Raw genomic sequence first — 17,494 nt, 5'->3', positions numbered from 1 at the left:
TCAGTTGCGAACTTACTCCTCTTTCTTCTGAAATTTATAGAACAGATACCCCAGAAAAGGCAAAATTAAAACACTACCTAACAATAAAGCTAAACCCAAACTATAAATCGTTTTGTCCGGTCCCGCAGTTTCGAGTAACGAAATCGAATCTCCGCTTTTTAAACGGATAAAATTTGGAAAGTGGGCATAACTTATCGCCAACAGGATCATCGTTACCTGGAATCCAGCTAAAAGGCGTAAAACCTTAGTCTTTCCTTTAATTAACAGGTACCATAACAGCATAAGCGATAAACTGGCTAAAATAATGGCTGATAAACCCACATGGCTTTTAAAAACCCAATCAATCAGTGGAATTTTATCCCGTTGCGCAGCAACAAATACCATTGCACCAAAAACCACTGCTGCCACATTCATAAACATTGCTTTTTTTATAAACCGACGTTTATCATGGGTTTCTGTTGTTTCGCCGATGAGATAAATGGCCGCAAGGAAACCGCAAAGTGAAACCGTAAAGAAACCCACAGCAACAGAAAACCAGTTTAACCAGCCTGAAATATAGGCTGTATAAAAATCGGTGGCCTGCGCATCAATATGTCCTGAAATTAAACTTCCTGCAATGATGCCCAAAAATAAAGCGGTTACAAAGCTCGAATACCGAAATATCCGGTTGTATAACCATTGCATATCATCTTTTACAGCATCATAATGGCGAAATACAAAAGCGGTACCACGGGCTATAATCCCGATAAGCATAATGGCCAACGGGATATGCAGGTAAACCGACATGGTGGTGTAAATAAACGGAAAACCAACAAAGAGGATTACAATCGCAATAATCAGCCACATGTGGTTAGCCTCCCATACCGGACCAATGGCATGATACATGGTTTTACGTGTTCGGCTCCTATTTTTTGTTGAGGTAAAGAGTTCTATGATTCCTGCACCGAAATCGGCTCCACCCAATAAAAAGTAAAGCAGAATGGCCATACATAAAAATGTGATTACTACTTCTTTCATATTCAATATGATTACACCGGTATTTTGATTATGCTGATTAATGAGATTTGCTTCGTGTTGTTCATACTTAGCTATGCAAATGAGTATTAGATTCGACTTTATCATATAACACCGGTACCATTTTAATCTGCCGGTAAAGCAAAAACGTTACTATTATGCTTAACGACAGGTAAATGGCGGTGAAAATATAAAAGGAATACGCAATACCGGGCATTGGTGTAACCGCATCCCTGGTACGCATAATACCATAAATAATCCACGGTTGACGCCCTACCTCTGTAACTACCCAACCAGCCTCTAAAGCAAGGTAACCAAGCGGAATGGCCAAAACAAATAGTTTTAAAAGCCATTTTTTTTCTATTAAGGACTTCTTTTTGAGAAGGATAAAAAAATAGGTTAAAGATATAAAGAGCAATAATGTACCAATCCCCACCATGATCTGAAAAGCATAATGGGTAATGGCTACCGGTGGGTGCTCGTTTTCAGGAATCTGATCCAGCCCTTTAACTTCAGCTTTAAAATTGCCATGTGCCAGAAAACTCAATGCCCCCTTAATTTTGATTGCGCCTGTTACCGATTTATCTTTTTCATTTACGATACCACCAATCAATAGCGGCGCTGGCTTTTCGGTTTTGTACAATGCTTCCATCGCCGCCAGTTTTGCCGGTTGGCGTTTGGCAACGTCTTTGGCAGAAATATCGCCACTCAAAGGTTGTAACAATGCCGCAATACAGGCAAATACGGCCGCTATTTTAAAGGCTTTTAAATGAAAATAGGTATTTCTGTCCCTTAAAATCATTAATGCGTGTACGCCTGCCACAGCAAAACCAGTTGCTGTAAATGCGGCTAAACACATATGCAGCGCCTGAGTAAACCAGGCTTTATTGAACATGGCCTGGATAGGATCGATATTTAGGTATTGTCCGTTTACAAAATCAAATCCTGCCGGACTATTCATCCAGGCGTTGGCGGCAACTACCAAGATCCCGGAGGCTAGTCCACTTACCCCCACAACCATTCCTGTAAACCAATGGAACCACTTATTTAACTTATTCCAGCCATAAAGAAAAAAACCGAGCGCTATAGCCTCAATAAAAAAGGCCGTTCCTTCAAGCGAAAAAGGCATTCCGAATATTGGCCCGGCATGATCCATAAATTTTGGCCACAACAGTCCCAGTTCAAATGACAACATGGTACCAGATACCGCGCCAGTTGCGAAGAATATGGCTACCCCTTTACTCCAGGCTTTAGTCAGGTTTTTATACACCTCATCGTTCGTTTTAAGCCATTTGTAATGCGATACGGCCATAAAGAAAGGCATCACCATACCAATACAGGAAAAAATAATGTGGAAGCCTAGTGACAAGGCCATTTGCGAGCGGGCTGCTATAAAATCATCCATGGGCTGTAGATTTTGTATGGTAACAAATATAGTCGTTAATGATTAAAGCCTGTGGTCATTCAATGATGTTGAAAGGATTATTTAAAATATAGAACGTTTATAAATTGAAAAAAGATTTGGAGGACTGTCGTAAAGGAACCATATTTTTTTTTGTCACAGATGAGTATAGGCAGATATCGTCATTTCGAGCGGAGTGCAACGCAGTCGAGAGATTTGTCAAGACAGATCTCTCTCCCGAATATTCGGGACTGCGCTTCAGTCGAGGACGAATTTTCTTATGGAATATGAGGTTAGGCTCCCTTCAATTCATCATAAGCAGCGGTTAAACTTCTTTCAATGCCTTCTCCTTTCCATTCGGGTGCATTTGGGATGGTAGTGGTTTTTAAAATATCTTCTTTGCTTTTACCTGCTTTAATTTCGCCGCCTACATAGGTTAAAAGGTTTTGGAGGTAATTTTGAAAAGCTTTAACATCAGCTTTACTTCCGGTTACTTTTTCCGGATCAAGACTATGTCCCCAGATAAACAAGGTATCACCATCAAACTGATTCTGAATCTTATCCAAAGCAGTGATCCAGTTGCCGATGTGGGCACCATTTTCACGATCAATGTATGGAAATTTACGGTTGAATACCAAATCGCCTACATGCACGATATTCGCATTTTCGAAATGATAAACGGCATCACCATTGGTGTGACCAGAGCCATAGTAATAAGCCTTTATATTTTCGTCGCCTACTTTAGCGCTCCATCTTGTACCAAAAGTGCTATCAGGCAAAAGCTGTTTATCTAAATTATTGGCTTTCTCTGCTCCTCTTTTTTGGTTGACCAGTGAATTTTGGTGAGCTACGACTTTTTCTGCCAATCCTTTAAAAGAAATATTCCCGGCGGTATGATCACCGTGGTGGTGTGTATTGATCAGGTATTTGAAAGGTTTTTCGCCTAACTTTTTCAATTCATCAATCACATGCGGTGCCGTAGTCGGGAATTGCGCATCCACTACTACAAAACCGCTGCTTGAATTTAACCAGCCAATGGTCCCACCCTGCTCGGTAAATATACCAACATTATTACGGAGCGGCTTAAAATCATAAGCGCGCAATAACTCTTGCTGAGCAAAAACATCGGTTTTATAAACTGATAGCAAGGCCATAGCAAGTGCTGAATTTTTAATAAAGTTTCTTCTTTCCATTTTCGGGATGATGCTAAAAAACCACAGCAAATGCTGTGGTTTAAATTTAATGATTTACATGCCAAAATAGCAAATTATATACCTGCACCTGGCGTAGTACCCGGTTCATGTCCGGGGCCGAATGAATTATTCTTTCTGTCTTTATCTTTGTTAAACAGATTGGTAGCTACTTTCGATGACTTATTTTCATCTAAAGTTCTATCTTCTTTAATATCTTCTGCTGTTTTATCCAGTAAATCGTTCTCAACAACTTTACCTTGTTCTTTATTCGTTTCCATAGTAATTGTAAATTGATGTACTATAGGAACAAGCAAAAAATGAGATTGTTTTTATTAATCCTCGCAAGAATGGGATTTGATCGATATTATAGTTGGTGGGCCATGAATAAGATAGTTGATTTCGATAGAATCCTATTAATAACAGTGGTCATCCCGACTAAAACGCAGTGAAATAGAGAGACTTGTCTATGCAGACTTAACTGCGCAAAGCACACCATGGTTTTCGGCTCCGTCGCGCTCCACTCGAAATGATTGTTAGGCGTGAAACTTCACTACCTCATAAAACGTCTCCTGTTACGTTTTACAACATTGCCCCGGGTAACTTCCCTAACTCATGAATGCAGCCGAAAGAATGAAACTTCCTTTTATGGATTTTATTGAAATGGTTTGAGGACTCGAATGAAAACGGACTGAAGATAAACCTGTAAATGTGTTTTCTTTCTTCATTTGATTTTTCTTCCAATTTAGCGTTTTCCTGATTTTGAGTGTTGTGGTTCGTTTCCATGTTGACATAAATTATTGAAAACCTTGCAGGCTTTCAGGGTTAACAATTTTAATAATGATTAAAAGCTTTTTTAAAATTTGCTTAACCTTATACCATGGGAATCTGATAAGGTTTCTTGCCGCAACAACAGGTTAAATGGCGTGGATTGCCATACGTTTGATTAAATATAAGTTTATTTTTCGGGTTTTGCAAGTTACTTTTTGTGCGCAGAAATATTTAATCTTAGTTTTTCCTTAATCATTTTTTTGGAAAGCAATGGCAGTACTACTTAGCTCAATACAGTCCTGCTCTCCACTTTACTACGCCGTGCTACGTGTCCGTTCCGATCAGGTTTAGGTGGCACGGCCGGTAATACTATTTGGGATTGCTGGGCGCGCTTTCAATGTTTGGTGACTCACCAAACACAATATGAAACTCACCAAATGAGAATCAAACAATTTATTATTATCTTGATAAAAATATAATCACATGAATTCCGATATTTTTAAAGATAGAAGAAAATCATTCATTGACTATAATGAAACTTACTTTTGGACTTGCACGATTAAGGATTGGTTGAACTTGCTAGAACCACTAAATTACAAGCAATTAGTTTTAAATTCTTTAAGAAAACTTGTTATAAATAATTTTATAGAGGTGTATGGCTTTGTAATTATGCCAAACCATATCCATTTGATTTTAAAAATTTTTAAACCAAACGGTAAAGAAAAACCGAATGTCAGTTTTTTGAAGGATACTTCCCATGAACTAAGAAAAGACCTTATGATCAACAATCCTGATTTTTTAAGACTTTTTGAGGTAACAGAATCTGATCGTAAATATCGGATATGGCAACGTGATCCCCTTGCAATCAATATGTTCGATCTCAATATATTGGAGCAAAAGCTAAATTATATCCATCATAACCCATTACAAGCGAGATGGTGTTTGGCGCAAAACACTGAAGATTATTATTGGTCTTCTTCCAGGTTTTACAAAACTGGCGTAGATGATTTTAATATACTAACCGATTACAGAGATGTATTCTAATCTCCATACTTATTGGCTCACTAAACACGAATATTTTATGGTTGGTGAACCACCAACCTTAGCAATGTGATAAATATTATGGCTGGTGGGTCACCAGCCAGGGAATAGTATTTTAAGCTAAAGCATTCTGCTTCACTACCATTTTAACTTTTTCGACTACGTAATCCAAATCTTCTTTAGTGGTGTATTTACTGAATGAAAAACGTACTGAAGGACGGTTTGGATCGGCCTTTATACCATTTAGCACATGTGAGCCTATATTTGAACCCGATGAACAGGCACTACCCCCGGAAGCGCAGATCCCGTTGATATCCAAATTGAACAATAACATATCGGCCATATCCATTTCCGGGAACGAAACGTTCAGCACGGTATAAAGGCTTTTATCGGCATCCGTTTCCCCATTAAAAGCAATCCCCGGAATTTCGGCAATTAGTTGTGTTTTCAGATAATCTTTTAAGCCCTGAATATAAGATCGATGCTCATCCATCTCTGCATAGGCAATTTCCAGGGCTTTCGCTAAGCCTACAATGCCATATACATTTTCGGTACCACCACGCATATTGCGCTCTTGTGCGCCACCATAAATCATAGGCGGAATTTTAATATTGCTATTTACATATAAAAAGCCAACACCTTTAGGTCCGTGGAGTTTATGCGCAGCGCAAACGATAAAATGCGCTTTAAGTTCGCGTACATTATGTGGATAGTGCCCCATGGTTTGAACGGTATCGGCATGGTAAATGGCATTGTATTTTTCGCAGATATCGCCAACCTTCACCATATCCGTTAGCGTGCCTAACTCATTATTGGCATGCATTAACGAAACGAAAGTGCGTTCGTTATTTTGAAGCAGTTCTTCTAAATGGTTGTAGTCTATATTGCCTTTCTCATCGATATTGACAAAACTTAACTTATCAATTTCGCCATTCTTGAGCATTGTATTTAAAGTATGCTCAACGGCGTGGTGTTCTATTTTTGAAGTGATGGCATGTTTAATACCATAGGCTGAAATGCCGCAGCGGATAGCGGTATTATCTGCCTCTGTACCACCGGATGTGAAAAATATTTCAGATGGAGACGCATTTAAAAGACCGGCAACAGTTTTACGGGCCTTCTCAACCAATGTTCTCACCTCGCGGCCAAGTGCATGAATGGCAGACGGATTACCAAAATAGTTTTCCATCACGTTTGTCATCTCCGCGATTACCGCCTGATCTAAGGGCGTTGTGGCCGCATTATCTAAATAGACCCTTTTCATTTTATGAATATTTAAAAAGTTAGTGTTGCAAAGCTGCCTGGTTAAGGTCCGCCCTGTTTAAATGTTCAGGATTTAATCGTTTTATTAAATCCTGAACAGGTATGCCTGATCCCAGAATCCGTATTAGAGATTAAAGGTGTAATATTTCTTTAATATCAGAAATAATTTTGTTTGCCAAATTTTCGGCAATGGTTTCATTTTCTGCCTCACTATAAATCCTAATGATCGGTTCGGTATTAGAGCGGCGCAAATGTACCCAAGTTTTATCAAATTCGATCTTCAAACCATCAATTGTGCTGTAAGGTTGATTTTTATACTTCTCTTCTACCTGCTTTAATAAATAATCGATATCCATTTCAGGTGTAAGGGTAATCTTATTTTTAGAGATATGGTATTGCGGATAGCTGGCCCTGAGTACCGAAATAGATTTACCAAATTTAGCTAAATGTGTTAAAAACAAGGCAATTCCCACCAAGGCATCCCGTCCATAGTGCGATTCGGGATAAATAATCCCTCCGTTTCCTTCACCACCAATAATGGCTTGGGTAGCTTTCATTTTGTTAACCACGTTTACCTCACCTACAGCCGAAGCATGATAGGATGATCCTGCTTTTTCGGTTACATCGCGTAAGGCACGGGTTGATGAAAGATTTGAAACGGTATTTCCCGGCGTATTTTTTAATACATAATCAGCTACGGCCACCAAGGTATACTCTTCGCCAAACATGCTGCCGTCTTCATTCACAAAACATAACCGATCAACATCAGGATCTACTACAATGCCTAAATCAGCATGCCGTTTCTGTACTTCTTTCGATATTTCAGTTAAATTTTCTGGTAAAGGTTCAGGATTGTGCGGAAAGTGTCCATCTGGCGTGCAGTACAATTCTACTACCTTACTTACGCCCAGGGCTTTTAATAACGCCGGGATAAAAATACCGCCTGTAGAATTCACACAATCGATTACCACTTTAAAATCAGCCTTTTTTATTGCTTCAACATCAACCAATGGCAAAGCCAAAACTTTATCGATGTGTTTTTGCAGGTAAGTATCATTTTTGATCACTTTTCCTAGCTTATCTACCTCGGCAAAATCAAAATCAGCACTTTCTGCTAAATCTAAAACTTCTTTTCCATCAGCATCGCTAATAAACTCCCCACTGTCATTTAATAATTTCAGGGCATTCCATTGCTTAGGGTTATGGCTAGCGGTTAAAATAATCCCACCTCCTGCATTTTCATCAGGAACGGCCACCTCAACAGTTGGCGTGGTTGACAAGCCTAAATCGATTACTTCAATACCAAGGCCTTGCAAGGTTCCAATAACCAGGTTGTTGACCATCTCGCCGGAAATTCTCGCATCGCGGCCTAAAACAATCCTTTTATTGCCGGTTTTATTTACCACCCAGCAACCAAAGGCAGCTGTAAATTTTACAATATCAATTGGAGTTAAGCCCGCTCCTGCCCTTCCGCCAATGGTTCCCCGTATTCCTGAAATCGATTTTATTAGAGTCACTTCTTATAATTTATTAGAGGCTCCAAAAATAAGAAAAAAAACAAGATAGCTACTATTTAAACCTGGCTATATACCTGAATTTATGTAGTCCTTATGTCTACCTACGCGGTCAATTTAATAGAGCAGTGTAGCGCTTCACAATAAAATGGCGTGTAACTAAATTCCTTACAGCGGATCTTTTAAGGTGCTTACATAAGAAGTTGATTTACTTGATATAAAAAATCAACCCATAATATTTTTGCAACGTTATTGCATAAAAGCACATTCTAACTTTACTAGCGATTGTAAAACCTTATATTTGCATCTTTTTAAAGATACAAACAGCTTTTATATGCAGCGCAAGTGGTTTCAATATTGGTTCAATTCGCCATATTATCATATTCTTTACCAACAAAGAAATGATGCTGAGGCCGAATTTTTTATTGATAAGCTTACCGCTTTTTTAAATCCTGAAGCTGATGCCAAAATGCTTGATATTGCCTGCGGAAAAGGCCGGCATTCTATTTACCTGAATAAAAAAGGCTTTGATGTTACAGGTATTGATTTATCTGAACAGAGTATAAAGTACGCAAAGCAATTTGAGAACAGCAAATTACACTTCCTGGTGCATGATATGCGGAGGCTGTTTTACATCAATTATTTTGATGTCGCTTTAAATCTGTTTACCAGTTTTGGTTATTTTGATACAGAAAAAGAACACGTAAATGCACTTAAAACTTTCCGCAAATGTTTAACTGCTGAGGGGATTCTGGTGCTGGATTATTTTAATACAGAGAAGATCATCCGGAATTTAAATTCCTGCGAAACGAAATCACTGGACGGCATCACTTTTCAAATCACCAAAAGTGTTGTTGATGGGAAAATCATTAAAAAGATCGATTTCGAAGATCAACAAAGGGTATATCATTTCGAAGAGCGGGTACAGGCATTTAGTTTTGAAGATTTTGAACGCATGCTGGGTAAAGCGGGAATGGTTATCCAGAAAACCTTTGGCAATTACGACTTAGCTGATTTTGACAAAACTAATTCAGACCGGTTAATTTTAATCTGTAAAAAAGCATGATCGAAAGCATACAGCAATTTGATGTAGAATTGTTTTTGAAAATTCACCGCGAACTTTCAAACGGCTTTTTTGATTGGCTGATGCCCCTTATGCGCAACCGTTTCTTTTGGTCGCCGCTTTACCTGTTTATTGTTATTTTTTGTATCAGGCAGTATAAAAAACAAGGCTATTATATCATAGGCATGGTGTTTTTTACTTTCGCCATGGGCGATTTAATCGCCTCCAGGCTTTTAAAACCCTGGATATCACGCGTGAGGCCTTGCAATGATTTAAGTTTGGCTAATGATATCATCCATCGTGTACCCTGCGGAAGTGGTTTGAGTTTTCCTTCGGCACACGCTACCAATCATTTTGCTATAGCTGTTTTTTTGATCTGCGTTTTTTACAGCAGATGGAAACCGATTCTACCCATTGGTTTGTTCTGGGCATTTATCATCAGCTTTGCACAGGTATATGTTGGCGTCCATTACCCCGTTGATGTAACTACCGGCGCTTTATTAGGAATAATAATAGGCGTGATCTGTTCAAGAATATTTAAAAAATTACAACCTGATTTTTAACCTATGGAAATCTGGAAACTCTGCGTACTCTTTTTCTGTGCCTTTTTAGGCGGAACGGCTATCTTTTTAGTTAAAAGTGATAAATCTAAATTGCTCAAGCTGATTTTATCTTTCAGCGGCGCCTATTTATTTGCCATAACCGTTTTACATTTAATTCCTGATGCCTACAGCGGACCAGACAAAGGACAGATTGGCATTTTTATTCTTATCGGTTTTTTATTACAAATTTTCTTAGAACAGTTTTCAGAAGGTGTAGAGCATGGCCATATCCATAAACAACACGATGGGCATGTATTTCCATTTGGAGTGATGATCAGCTTGTGTTTACATGCCTTTTTAGAGGGTATGCCCTTGGCCAAAGAACAGCACAACGAATTGATTTTCGGGATTTCGCTACACCATATTCCTGCTGCCTTTGCATTGGCAAGCATATTGATGCAGAATCATTTCAAAAAAAGCAGTATTATTTTTTACCTCATTGTGTTTGCCATTATGGCTCCACTGGGCTTTTATGTAAGTGTTGGTTTAAGCAACGGCACTATTGGAGGCATTGATGCTTATTTTAATAAAATTATGGGGATTGTAATTGGTATTTTCTTACACATTTCTACTACGATCCTGTTTGAATCAAGCGCTGATCATAAAATCAACACCCGCAAAATGATTGCTGTTTTGTTAGGAATTGGCGTAGCACTGATCGGTTTCTTTACCGGACACTAATTCAGTTGGCAGTTTTCAGTTGGCAGTTTTCAGCTCTTGGTTGGCGATTAACCGGTTAGACCACTCTACAGTTAGTCGTGTAGCCGTTTTAAACGTTTAAATCGTTTATTTATTCAATTTTTACGGGAAAACATCTGTAAATTTAGACATGGATAAAATTGTAAATGAACCCGCAATAGCCTATCAAAAAAGGCATTATACTATTGAAGAATACCTCGAGATGGAAAAAGCATCAACAGTTAAACATGAGTATTACCAGGGAGAGATTTTTGCCATGTCTGGTGCCGGAGAGAATCACAATGAGATTTTCAGTAATGTTTTTGGAGAAATAGCCAGCAAGCTTAAAGGCAAGCCTTGCAGACCTTACGGAAGTGATAAGCGAATGAATATTCCAGAGAACACTTTGTTTACCTATCCGGACATTTCCATTTATTGCAATGGTTCAACACATAGTAATTTTGATAAAGACACTTCCATTTTACCAACTGCAATTATTGAAATTCTTTCTCCTTCAACCAGAAATTACGACAGGAATAAAAAATTCAACTTGTATAAAGATATTCCATCGTTAAAAGAATACATCATGATTGATTCGGAATCTGTTTTTGTACAATCGTATCACATTAATGAAAATAGAAATTGGCTTTTAAGAGAATACAAAGAAATTTCTGATACATTAACCATTGTTTCAATGGGATTTGACATGGCACTAAGCGACATCTACTATTTTGTCCGTTTTTAACAATTGAACTCAGAACGATGCAGTACCAATTGGCCTATTTCCCAGTCAATTGAAAACTGCAAATCGTCAACTGATTACTTTTTCTCTTTTTTCTTCCCATAACTCCAGGGGCAGTGTTTACATTTATTTTTACAGCAATAACCACGTTTTAAATGGTAGGCTTCTGTGAAAACCATTAGTCCGTCTTCATTGAAATAAAAGTCTTCGCCTTCTTTCATAGCCAATATTGAATGATTGAATGAATAATGATGATTGAGTGTTCATTTAATAGCTAAGGATGCTGAAACAGGTTCAGAATGACGAACGCTGACTAATTTAATATTTTAAGTTCCAGTTTATCTTTAAAATAATCTTTAAGCTGTTTACCATCACCGTGCAAAGTCCAAACCTGCTTGGGTTTAACTTTTTCTATGGTTTCCAGAATCGCATCCCAATCGGCATGATCAGAAATATAAAGTGATATCCCGTTTCGCTGCTGCAGGTTCTTCCATCCTGACGCAAAGGCACGGACTACATTAATGGCCTTATGGTAACTATGGAACACCATCGGCGGCACAATGTAAACCTGATGTTCCTGATTATTTTTCATCACCTTCCTATCGTACATTTTGTAATTCCCTACTTTCACACCATAATCTTCATATATTTTAACAAAAGGCATAATGCTATGATGAACCATAATGTTTTTTGTAGGGCAATGCTGGTTGAGCAACTGGATTATCCGCTGGCTTTTACCTAAGGCATAAGCACCCAGCATGATATTCGCATGGGTTTCGTTGAGCTTTTTAATTTCTGCTATGGGAGAAGGATGTTTGGTTTCCGGATTGGCGAAGGTGCTTTCTGTAATTAAAACATCAGCTTCTATAAATTCAAAAGGTGCGCAAGAACCATCAGGTTCAATTTTATAATCACCAGTATACAGATACTTTACACCGTTATATTCCATTAATACCTGTGCCGAACCTAAAATATGTCCGGCAGAATAAAAAGTGATGGTAACTTCCTTTATTTTAAAAGATTCGTGATAATTTTTGGGAAAAAAATCAACCGCAGCAAATTTACGGTAGCGGTGTTTCATAAAAGTCGCAGTAGCAGCAGTGCAGTACACGTTCTGGCTCCCACCGATAGCATGATCGCCATGGGCATGCGAAACAACCGCTTCTTTAACCGGTTGCTGTGGATCAAGATAAAAATCCCCGTAAATACAATATAAGCCCGTTGGGGTAATGGTAATAAAATCTGCTAAAATCATATTGAAATGAAAGGATTTAAGAATGGTATGATTGGAGTAGATCGTTATACATTGGCAAGCTTAAGGGCTTCCGCAGCCTTTAGAAACTGCTGATGCAAGGTTAATACCTGACCGATGATGGATTGTTGTTCATCATTTACAATAAAATGTCCGGCTAGTTTAGATTTTTCTTCGTCATTAAATTGTTTGTCCATGCGCGCTTTAACCTGTTCTTCCGAAACACTGTCGCGCCACATTACCCTTTTTAGCTTCATTTCATATGGTGCAGTAACCAGAACAGTGGTATCGCACATCTTGTAAGAACCACTTTCAAAAAGTAGAGCTGCCTCTTTAAGCGTGTAAGGAACAGTTTTTGGTATGGTCTCTTCCCAGGCATCAAATGCCCTAAAAACGGCCGGATGAACTAAAGCATTTAATTTTGCCAGCGCTTCTTCATTATTAAAAACTATGCCGGCAATATATTTATTGTTCAGTTTTCCATCTGCAAAATAACTTACTTCACCAAAAGCAGATTTGATGCCGGCAACCAACAAAACATCTTTGCACATGATCTCCTTAGCAACCGCATCAGCGTAAAATACCGGAATCCCCAGTACCTCAAAAACCTTGCAGGCCGTTGTTTTGCCACTGCCTATGCCTCCTGTTATGCCTACTTTATACATTATTTTTCTACAATGAAATCTATTTTTGAAGGTTTTACGCTAACCAATTTACAGTAGTCGGGAAATTCGGTTATCTTCACCGTAAACTGGCGATGCCCTAAATCCTTCCATTCATCAACATCAACAGTTGCAGTAATAAAACTTTCATCAACCTGATCGTAATTACTCAAAGCAACTAAAAAAGTAACCTTAACTTTTTTAGGATAAAGTTTAATGCTGTTATAACTCCGGTTATTGATGATTTTTAAAGGCACTTCAATGGTCTTTTCCGTAAACTCATCAACGGGCACTTTAACTTCAACAGATGATGGGTAAATGCTTACGTTTTTATGAATGCTGTGCTGTAAAGCTACCCTTGCGGTAATACTGTTCTGTATTTTATCTTGTTTAAGCGTATCGGTTGGCCAAAATGTTATTTTAGAAAGTTCTTCCAAGGGGCCTGCAACCTTTACATATTTAGGATTGAGGATCACGTCACTTGACCTGCCATATTGTTTTGCAAACCCTAATTTATCAATCAATTTTACAGGAACTTTTTTTACTACGCGTTTGGTAAAATCGAAATAAAGGGTATCGGGCTTAACTGAAATTACTTTCTGCGTACTTTCCAACTGCCTGTTGATATTAAAAAGCTGATCGGAAAAAACGATAAAATCTTTGGTATTGAGCTGGCTCAAACTAACAGAAACAGAAGGCGGATTGATTCTTAAACGGGCAAAAAGCAGCTGCCAGCCCGTCCCCTCTACCTGTAAATCGATCGTATCAGACTGTAAAGGATAAAATGCTCTTTTGGTGGGACTGTTTTTAAAAACCAATACGGTTTTAGCAACATAAACATACTTATTATTTAATGCCATAAAAAGCCATGCAGCTATGGCCAGCAACAGGCAGGCCAGCAAGCTAAATACACGTCTTTTTTCAATCTTCGTTAATGTAATGAAGGGCATAATAAATTAAATATGGACTATGATCCGGAAAAACAATTTTCCAAAATGCATTTAATCAAATGTAATAAAACAAAAACAGTCCCGAAAGTTTTCGGGACTGCACTTAAATTTTATTAATTTATTATGCTTTAGGTGCAATCACCGCTTTGGTTGCATCTAAAGAAACTGCCGATTTATCGAAACGGATCTTCACGCCACCTTCAACCTCAATTAAAAAAGTAGTTTCATTCATATCTGCAATACGGCCGTGAATACCAGCAGTCGTTACAATTTTATCTCCCTTTTTTAATTCTTCAACCAATTTTTTATGGTCTTTAGCTTTTTTAACCTGCGGACGGATCATGAAAAAGTAGAAAACTACCATGATCAGTACCATTGGTACAATTGTGGTTAACGTGCTACTTCCGCCTGCTGCTTGTAATATTACTGTTGATATCATTTCTTTTTATTTGTTTATTATGAATTTTGATCGTTAAGGATGATGCCCAAACCACCAAACGATTTATTTTTTTTCCAGCACCTCTCCTACCAGATGGACGGTACTTACCGTCGGGTTCGCATTAGATGTTACCGTTATCACCTTATCCTGCATACCCATTTTGCCTTCGCTATTGAAAACTACACTGATGATACCTTCTTTACCTGGTAAAATAGGTTCGCCAGGTACCTGCGGAATGGTGCAGCCACAGGTTGCCGTTGCATTGGAAACAATGAGCGGACTCTTACCTGTATTTTTAAATTTGAAATCGTGTTTAACTTTTTCACCTTGTGTGATTTTACCGAAATCAAAAATATCGCGTTCGAAAACAATAACAGGTGCATCTGCAGGAGCAACTTTAGCTGTTTTTGAAGTATCATTGCCAACCGAAACAGCCGAAGCAGTTTCACTGGTTTGATTATTTGCATTGCGACAGGCTACGAATGAAAGCGCAGCAATAGCCAGGATAAATGTTTTTTTCATTTTTAATCTTCGATTAATCCACGGCCGATCTTTTTAATGGTATTGTTTTTCTTCAGATCGCCTAAAATTTTGTCTAAAATACCGTTAATAAATGAATTACTTTTCGGTGTACTGTAATCTTTTGACAACTCTAAGTACTCATTAATAGTTACTTTAACCGGAATAGATGGAAAATTTAACAGCTCGCAAATGGCCATTTTCATTAAAATCGTGTCCATCAAAGCAATACGCTCCGATTCCCAGTTTTTAGTCCGATCAGCAATCATTTCCTGGTATTTCGCATCATTCTGTAAGGTATGCACAAATAAATCCTGAACAAATTTGCTGTCTTCAACCCAATCGGCACTAATTTCGGTTAATTTGTTTTTGAAAGGATCTTCGGATGTAAAGTTTTTCAAGGTTTTGGCTACCATCCCCTTCATCACTTCATGATCTACCTGCCAATTGATAAATTTCTCTTCAAAAACCTGGATAATCGCCTGATTTTTCAAGATAATTTTACGAAAAATGTATTTAATAATGTCTTTTGATGATTCTAAACTTTCGTTTGGATCGGCCAGATACTCAGCATATTCTTTTGACGCCTTTAAAGAATTGTAAACGGTTTTACGGATTTCAGGATCGAATCCCCAATCAACCTTATATTTTTTAATTGCGGAAACATATTCAGGATTTTGCTGCAATAAAACGCTAAACTTATTGTGTAGCAATTTCATGTTGGGATTGATATCCTCTGCTGTTTTGATAAACTTATTTGCGCGCTCTGCTGCGTCGTTAGCGGTAAATTCTGTAACCTCTACCATTAAAGATAGCATCCAGATGTACATTTCGTACACGCTATCGATGCTTTGCATTAAAGTTTTTAAATCTCCTTTAATGTCTTTTTTGTCTGCCATGTGCCAAGCAAAAATATTTTGCAAAGCTTTGATTCTTAAGTGCCTTCTGTTTAACATGAATGTAAGAACGAGTGCGGTTATTTAAAACCTGTTTTAATAATTATGATTTAATATGACGATTTAATTTTTTTAATATCTGCAATCCGTTTCTCGGCAATCCGGTTTGCGGCAATGTTTGTTGATATGTTTTCGGTTTTACTCAGTTTAATTACACTGCGTGTAGCATCATAAATATTCTCAGTAAGCTGTACGGTACGTTTTTTGCCGAATCCAGTTAACTCCGAATAACAGGAAATTAATCCACCTGCGTTAATCAGGTAATCAGGCGCAAATAAAATCCCTTTTTTTAAGAGTAATTCGCTATCCAGAACCTCATCTTTTAACTGGTTATTGGCAGAACCTGCAATAATTGCAAATTTCATTTTTTCGATGGTTTTGTTATTAACAGTAGCACCCATTGCACATGGCGCATAAACATCGGCATCGGTGGTGAAAATTTTATCTGCCTCGATTGGTTTTGCTTTATACTTCCGGGCAACATAAGTTAGTTGTTCCTGGTTAATATCGCTGATCAACACTTCAGCATTTTCTTTTCTTAATAAGGCAACCAGGTGTTCACCAACATTTCCAATTCCTTGCACTACGATGGTTCTTCCGGCCAGCATATCGGTACCAAAAACCTCTTTAACACTCGCTTTAATACCTAAATAAACACCTTGCGCAGTAAAAGGAGCCGGATTACCCGCACCACCGATCGATTCGGGAACACCTGTAACATAATTGGTTTCCATACGGATATATTCCATATCGCGAGTATTGGTACCCATTTCTTCTGCGGTAATAAATTCGCCATTCAGGTTTTTGATAAACCTGCCATAGCTACGCATTAAAGTTTCGGTTTTGTCTTTTCTGGAATCGCCAATGATCACACCTTTTCCGCCGCCCAGGTTTAGACCAGTAATTGCAGCTTTATAGGTCATTCCGCGGGATAACCGCAATGCATCTTCCAATGCTTCGCTCTCCGTGCTATAACTCCACATACGTGTTCCACCTAAAGCAGGACCTAATGTGGTATCATGTATAGCAATAATTGCTTTTAAACCTGTATCTGGATCATTACAGAAAACCAATTTTTTGTGCCCGTAAACACTTAATTGATCTAAAATTGATGAATCTGACGGAGAATTTGCTGGCATATGAACGTTCGGATAACCTGCTGCAAAATTAAAATAAAAAACGATTATTACACGTATTTAAGAAAACTATGACAAAATTTATTCGTTAAGGCCGCAATCTCCCTCCGATCATCACTTTGCGTACGAAAGATCTGTAACCTATGAAAAAGTCTATTATTCTGCTATCCATGAATTTATCCGCATCATTATCATTGCTGGGCAGGCCTATCGCGCAGATAGATTTTATTAATCCAGATTGATTTTGCCCCTTTGAGCGGGTTGAACGTCATGCTGAATTAAATGAACCACTCGAGAAAT

General features: G+C 38.2%; 19 protein-coding genes. 5 read left to right on the top strand and 14 right to left on the bottom strand.

Going from position 1 to position 17,494, the window contains the following annotated elements; translation table 11 throughout:
* Window positions 1–12 precede the first annotated feature (12 nt).
* From ACFE6N_RS04115 to ACFE6N_RS04100, 4 genes are all read right to left on the bottom strand, one after another.
* Window positions 13–1,017, bottom strand: coding sequence for a cytochrome d ubiquinol oxidase subunit II (locus ACFE6N_RS04115; RefSeq protein ID WP_378934103.1), 1,005 nt, complete (start codon window positions 1,015–1,017; stop codon window positions 13–15).
* Between the two features lie 67 nt (window positions 1,018–1,084).
* Window positions 1,085–2,419 carry a cytochrome ubiquinol oxidase subunit I gene (locus ACFE6N_RS04110; RefSeq protein ID WP_378934101.1) on the bottom strand — a complete coding sequence of 445 codons (1,335 nt, stop codon included), beginning with the start codon at window positions 2,417–2,419 and terminating at the stop codon, window positions 1,085–1,087.
* Between the two features lie 290 nt (window positions 2,420–2,709).
* Window positions 2,710–3,609 (bottom strand): MBL fold metallo-hydrolase, encoded by a 900-nt coding sequence (locus ACFE6N_RS04105; RefSeq protein ID WP_378934099.1) that lies wholly within the window; start codon window positions 3,607–3,609, stop codon window positions 2,710–2,712.
* A 74-nt stretch (window positions 3,610–3,683) separates the two neighbouring features.
* Window positions 3,684–3,887 (bottom strand): hypothetical protein, encoded by a 204-nt coding sequence (locus ACFE6N_RS04100; protein WP_378934097.1) that lies wholly within the window; start codon window positions 3,885–3,887, stop codon window positions 3,684–3,686.
* Between the two features lie 973 nt (window positions 3,888–4,860).
* Here ACFE6N_RS04100 and ACFE6N_RS04095 point away from each other — a divergent pair.
* Window positions 4,861–5,421 carry a transposase gene (locus tag ACFE6N_RS04095; RefSeq protein WP_378934095.1) on the top strand — a complete coding sequence of 187 codons (561 nt, stop codon included), beginning with the start codon at window positions 4,861–4,863 and terminating at the stop codon, window positions 5,419–5,421.
* A 112-nt stretch (window positions 5,422–5,533) separates the two neighbouring features.
* Here ACFE6N_RS04095 and ACFE6N_RS04090 read toward each other — a convergent pair whose 3' ends face one another.
* Window positions 5,534–6,682 (bottom strand): cysteine desulfurase family protein, encoded by a 1,149-nt coding sequence (locus tag ACFE6N_RS04090; RefSeq protein WP_378934093.1) that lies wholly within the window; start codon window positions 6,680–6,682, stop codon window positions 5,534–5,536.
* A gap of 130 nt (window positions 6,683–6,812) precedes the next feature.
* Window positions 6,813–8,198 carry a phosphoglucosamine mutase gene (gene glmM / locus ACFE6N_RS04085; protein ID WP_378934091.1) on the bottom strand — a complete coding sequence of 462 codons (1,386 nt, stop codon included), beginning with the start codon at window positions 8,196–8,198 and terminating at the stop codon, window positions 6,813–6,815.
* A gap of 331 nt (window positions 8,199–8,529) precedes the next feature.
* Here glmM and ACFE6N_RS04080 point away from each other — a divergent pair, with 331 nt between their 5' ends.
* The 4 genes from ACFE6N_RS04080 to ACFE6N_RS04065 all read left to right on the top strand — a co-directional run bounded on the left by ACFE6N_RS04080 (window position 8,530) and on the right by ACFE6N_RS04065 (window position 11,283).
* Window positions 8,530–9,261: a class I SAM-dependent methyltransferase gene (locus tag ACFE6N_RS04080; protein WP_378934089.1), complete on the top strand. Its 732-nt coding sequence runs from the start codon at window positions 8,530–8,532 to the stop codon at window positions 9,259–9,261.
* Window positions 9,258–9,821 (top strand): phosphatase PAP2 family protein, encoded by a 564-nt coding sequence (locus ACFE6N_RS04075; RefSeq protein ID WP_378934087.1) that lies wholly within the window; start codon window positions 9,258–9,260, stop codon window positions 9,819–9,821. The genes ACFE6N_RS04080 and ACFE6N_RS04075 overlap by 4 nt, the downstream gene beginning before the upstream one ends.
* Window positions 9,822–9,824: 3 nt before the next feature.
* Complete coding sequence (locus ACFE6N_RS04070; RefSeq protein ID WP_378934085.1) at window positions 9,825–10,541, top strand: ZIP family metal transporter; 717 nt, start codon at window positions 9,825–9,827, stop codon at window positions 10,539–10,541.
* Between the two features lie 148 nt (window positions 10,542–10,689).
* The gene (locus tag ACFE6N_RS04065; RefSeq protein ID WP_378934083.1) at window positions 10,690–11,283 is read left to right on the top strand and encodes a Uma2 family endonuclease; all 594 of its coding nucleotides are present in this window, start codon (window positions 10,690–10,692) and stop codon (window positions 11,281–11,283) included.
* A gap of 74 nt (window positions 11,284–11,357) precedes the next feature.
* Here ACFE6N_RS04065 and ACFE6N_RS04060 read toward each other — a convergent pair whose 3' ends face one another.
* The 8 genes from ACFE6N_RS04060 to ACFE6N_RS04025 form a co-directional block, all read right to left on the bottom strand.
* Window positions 11,358–11,501: a DUF5522 domain-containing protein gene (locus ACFE6N_RS04060; RefSeq protein ID WP_293741492.1), complete on the bottom strand. Its 144-nt coding sequence runs from the start codon at window positions 11,499–11,501 to the stop codon at window positions 11,358–11,360.
* A gap of 92 nt (window positions 11,502–11,593) precedes the next feature.
* Window positions 11,594–12,535: an exonuclease gene (locus tag ACFE6N_RS04055; RefSeq protein WP_378934081.1), complete on the bottom strand. Its 942-nt coding sequence runs from the start codon at window positions 12,533–12,535 to the stop codon at window positions 11,594–11,596.
* 44 nt (window positions 12,536–12,579) lie between these two features.
* The gene (gene coaE / locus ACFE6N_RS04050; RefSeq protein WP_378934079.1) at window positions 12,580–13,197 is read right to left on the bottom strand and encodes a dephospho-CoA kinase; all 618 of its coding nucleotides are present in this window, start codon (window positions 13,195–13,197) and stop codon (window positions 12,580–12,582) included.
* Window positions 13,197–14,144: a YbbR-like domain-containing protein gene (locus ACFE6N_RS04045; RefSeq protein ID WP_244950762.1), complete on the bottom strand. Its 948-nt coding sequence runs from the start codon at window positions 14,142–14,144 to the stop codon at window positions 13,197–13,199. The genes coaE and ACFE6N_RS04045 overlap by 1 nt, the downstream gene beginning before the upstream one ends.
* 121 nt (window positions 14,145–14,265) lie before the next feature.
* Window positions 14,266–14,583, bottom strand: coding sequence for a preprotein translocase subunit YajC (yajC, locus tag ACFE6N_RS04040; protein ID WP_378934077.1), 318 nt, complete (start codon window positions 14,581–14,583; stop codon window positions 14,266–14,268).
* Window positions 14,584–14,646: 63 nt separating this feature from the next.
* A complete protein-coding gene (locus ACFE6N_RS04035) occupies window positions 14,647–15,105 on the bottom strand; it encodes a DUF1573 domain-containing protein (protein WP_378934075.1) in 459 nt (152 codons plus the stop codon).
* 2 nt (window positions 15,106–15,107) lie between these two features.
* Window positions 15,108–16,058, bottom strand: a complete 951-nt coding sequence (gene nusB / locus ACFE6N_RS04030) for a transcription antitermination factor NusB (protein WP_378934073.1) — start codon at window positions 16,056–16,058, stop codon at window positions 15,108–15,110.
* 50 nt (window positions 16,059–16,108) lie between these two features.
* The gene (locus ACFE6N_RS04025; protein ID WP_378934071.1) at window positions 16,109–17,197 is read right to left on the bottom strand and encodes a Glu/Leu/Phe/Val dehydrogenase; all 1,089 of its coding nucleotides are present in this window, start codon (window positions 17,195–17,197) and stop codon (window positions 16,109–16,111) included.
* Window positions 17,198–17,494: the final 297 nt, after the last annotated feature.

The sequence above is a fragment of the Pedobacter sp. BG31 genome, from assembly GCF_042464845.1.
GTDB classification, from domain to species: Bacteria; Bacteroidota; Bacteroidia; order Sphingobacteriales; family Sphingobacteriaceae; genus Pedobacter; species Pedobacter suwonensis.
Note: the sequence above shows the minus strand (reverse complement) of the source record. Positions and strands in the feature narration are given on the sequence as shown.

Coding starts and splice junctions, on each gene's coding strand:
- ACFE6N_RS04115 (WP_378934103.1), bottom strand. CDS start 1,017: ATGAAAGAAGTAGTAATCACATTTTTATGTATGGCCATTCTGCTTTAC.
- yajC (WP_378934077.1), bottom strand. CDS start 14,583: ATGATATCAACAGTAATATTACAAGCAGCAGGCGGAAGTAGCACGTTA.
- ACFE6N_RS04025 (WP_378934071.1), bottom strand. CDS start 17,197: ATGCCAGCAAATTCTCCGTCAGATTCATCAATTTTAGATCAATTAAGT.
- ACFE6N_RS04065 (WP_378934083.1), top strand. CDS start 10,690: ATGGATAAAATTGTAAATGAACCCGCAATAGCCTATCAAAAAAGGCAT.
- ACFE6N_RS04100 (WP_378934097.1), bottom strand. CDS start 3,887: ATGGAAACGAATAAAGAACAAGGTAAAGTTGTTGAGAACGATTTACTG.
- ACFE6N_RS04095 (WP_378934095.1), top strand. CDS start 4,861: ATGAATTCCGATATTTTTAAAGATAGAAGAAAATCATTCATTGACTAT.
- ACFE6N_RS04105 (WP_378934099.1), bottom strand. CDS start 3,609: ATGGAAAGAAGAAACTTTATTAAAAATTCAGCACTTGCTATGGCCTTG.
- coaE (WP_378934079.1), bottom strand. CDS start 13,197: ATGTATAAAGTAGGCATAACAGGAGGCATAGGCAGTGGCAAAACAACG.
- ACFE6N_RS04060 (WP_293741492.1), bottom strand. CDS start 11,501: ATGAAAGAAGGCGAAGACTTTTATTTCAATGAAGACGGACTAATGGTT.
- nusB (WP_378934073.1), bottom strand. CDS start 16,058: ATGTTAAACAGAAGGCACTTAAGAATCAAAGCTTTGCAAAATATTTTT.
- ACFE6N_RS04075 (WP_378934087.1), top strand. CDS start 9,258: ATGATCGAAAGCATACAGCAATTTGATGTAGAATTGTTTTTGAAAATT.
- ACFE6N_RS04110 (WP_378934101.1), bottom strand. CDS start 2,419: ATGGATGATTTTATAGCAGCCCGCTCGCAAATGGCCTTGTCACTAGGC.
- ACFE6N_RS04080 (WP_378934089.1), top strand. CDS start 8,530: ATGCAGCGCAAGTGGTTTCAATATTGGTTCAATTCGCCATATTATCAT.
- ACFE6N_RS04035 (WP_378934075.1), bottom strand. CDS start 15,105: ATGAAAAAAACATTTATCCTGGCTATTGCTGCGCTTTCATTCGTAGCC.
- ACFE6N_RS04090 (WP_378934093.1), bottom strand. CDS start 6,682: ATGAAAAGGGTCTATTTAGATAATGCGGCCACAACGCCCTTAGATCAG.
- ACFE6N_RS04070 (WP_378934085.1), top strand. CDS start 9,825: ATGGAAATCTGGAAACTCTGCGTACTCTTTTTCTGTGCCTTTTTAGGC.
- ACFE6N_RS04055 (WP_378934081.1), bottom strand. CDS start 12,535: ATGATTTTAGCAGATTTTATTACCATTACCCCAACGGGCTTATATTGT.
- ACFE6N_RS04045 (WP_244950762.1), bottom strand. CDS start 14,144: ATGCCCTTCATTACATTAACGAAGATTGAAAAAAGACGTGTATTTAGC.